The 1,759-nt window shown below is 64.2% G+C and carries 3 protein-coding genes; all 3 read left to right on the top strand.

The window, feature by feature from the left end:
* Window positions 1-313: 313 nt before the first annotated feature.
* From IJL83_01715 to IJL83_01705, 3 genes are read left to right on the top strand one after another with little or no spacing between them, the layout of a single operon-like run.
* A complete protein-coding gene (locus IJL83_01715) occupies window positions 314-1,141 on the top strand; it encodes an N-acetylmuramoyl-L-alanine amidase (GenBank protein MBQ6552325.1) in 828 nt (275 codons plus the stop codon).
* Window positions 1,138-1,326: a hypothetical protein gene (locus IJL83_01710; protein MBQ6552324.1), complete on the top strand. Its 189-nt coding sequence runs from the start codon at window positions 1,138-1,140 to the stop codon at window positions 1,324-1,326. The genes IJL83_01715 and IJL83_01710 overlap by 4 nt, the downstream gene beginning before the upstream one ends.
* A complete protein-coding gene (locus IJL83_01705) occupies window positions 1,326-1,517 on the top strand; it encodes a hypothetical protein (GenBank protein ID MBQ6552323.1) in 192 nt (63 codons plus the stop codon). The genes IJL83_01710 and IJL83_01705 overlap by 1 nt, the downstream gene beginning before the upstream one ends.
* The last annotated feature ends 242 nt before the right edge of the window (window positions 1,518-1,759 follow it).

Here is a 1,759-nt window from a genome sequence, read left to right as displayed (position 1 = left end):
GGGCAACGCCCGAGGGATCCCACACCTTTCGCAGCCGTCTGCATAAGGAAGGGGATTCCTCGTCGGAGGCGCTGCCTCCTCCTCGGAATGACAGACGTGAGCGCGGCGATGCCCGGACGAGCAATGCTCGTCCCTACGGACAACCCCTCCGCCCCTTCGGGGCACCTCCCCTTGCACAGGGGAGGCATTGCGCCGCCTGCGGCGGCAGTGATATTATGGCTTCGCCATAGTGATATTGACGCTTCGCGTCAGTGATATTGCGCCTGCGGCGCAGTGGTATTGCGGCTTCGCCGCAGATATAAGGAGAAAACACATGTCTAAAATAGTTATCGACTGCGGACACAACGCGGTCGGCGACCGCGGCGCGAGGTGCGCCGACGGACGCACCGAAAACGAACTCAATCAGGCCGTGTCGAAGCGGCTCGCGGAGCTGCTTACCGCGGCGGGACATTCCGTCGTTTCCGTCGGCAACGACGCTTCCGGCGTCGTCGACCGCGGCAGGTGCGGCGCGAACAACAACTGCGATCTGATGCTTTCGATACATCACAACGCCTACGGCAAGGGCGCCAACGGCACCAGCGTTATCAAGTCCGTCTTCGCGGACTCCTCCGCGCCGAAGGCCGCGCAGGCGGCGCAGCTCATCCTCGACGCCGTCTCCGACGCGATCGGGACCTGCCGCCGCAACGGCGGCAAGCCGTCGGTCAGGTGGAACGGCGCGCACAACGCCGACTACTATGGCGTCATCCGCGGCAACAAGAAGCACAACACGCTCATCGTCGAATCGCTCTTTTGCGACAATATGTCCGACCTCTCGCGCTGGGACCCCGAGCGCATCGCCGCCGCGATATGCGGCGCGGTCTGCGCCGTGTTCGGCAAGCCGGCGAACGCCGCGGCAGCGAAGGAGGAAACGCCGGAGCGTCCGCGTTTCGCCGTCGGCGACCTCGTGGAGTTCAGCGGCGGCGCGCACTTCGTCTCCTCCGACGCGGTGAAGTCCACCGGCGGCGTGCGCACCGCGGGCAAGGCGCGGCTGACGAAGATCGCCGCCGGCCGCCCGCACCCCTACCACCTCATCGGCACCACCAGCAACGTCTGGGGCTGGGTAGACGCCGCGCAGGTCGGCGCGATCGGAGGCGCGAAATGAGGAACCGGCTGAAATCGTGGGTCTTCTGGTCGTCGCTCGCGGCGCAGGCGCTTTCGCTGCTCGTTGCGGCGGGAGCCGTTTCCGTCGCGCAGTCGGAGGCGGTCAACGCCGCCGTCGCCGGCGTTCTGCAGGCGTTCGTAAGCTTCGGCGTGCTGAATAATCCCACCGAGAAGGACAAGTTTTAATGAACGAAAACGTAACTCAAGACGAATGCAGACGGCACCGCGCCGAGATCGACCGCCGCCTCGCCGACGGCAACGTGCGCTTCGCGCGCATAGAAACGCGGCTGGACAGCTTGCTGCAGATAACCCGCATCATCGCCGGCGCGGTGATCGCGGGAGTGGTAAGCTTGATCGTGCTGCTGCTGACGAGATGACGCGGCGGGACGCTGTAAAGTTGCGAGCAAAACGAGCATCATAACTGCCGCCGCAGGCGGCATCATAGTTGTAAACCGTAAACTGACGGCAAAGCTGTCATTCCGAGGAGGAGGCAGCGCCTCCGACGAGGAATCCCCTTCCTTATGCAGACGGCTGCGAAAGGTGTGGGATCCCTCGGGCGTTGCCCTCGGAATGACAGCTTTGCCGTCAGTTTACGGTTTACAACTATGATGCCGCCTGC

It is taken from the genome of Clostridia bacterium (genome assembly GCA_017438525.1).
Classification (GTDB): Bacteria; Bacillota; Clostridia; order Oscillospirales; family RGIG8002; genus RGIG8002.
The sequence above is the reverse complement of the archived record's forward strand: the minus strand, read 5'-3'. Positions and strand labels throughout refer to the sequence as shown.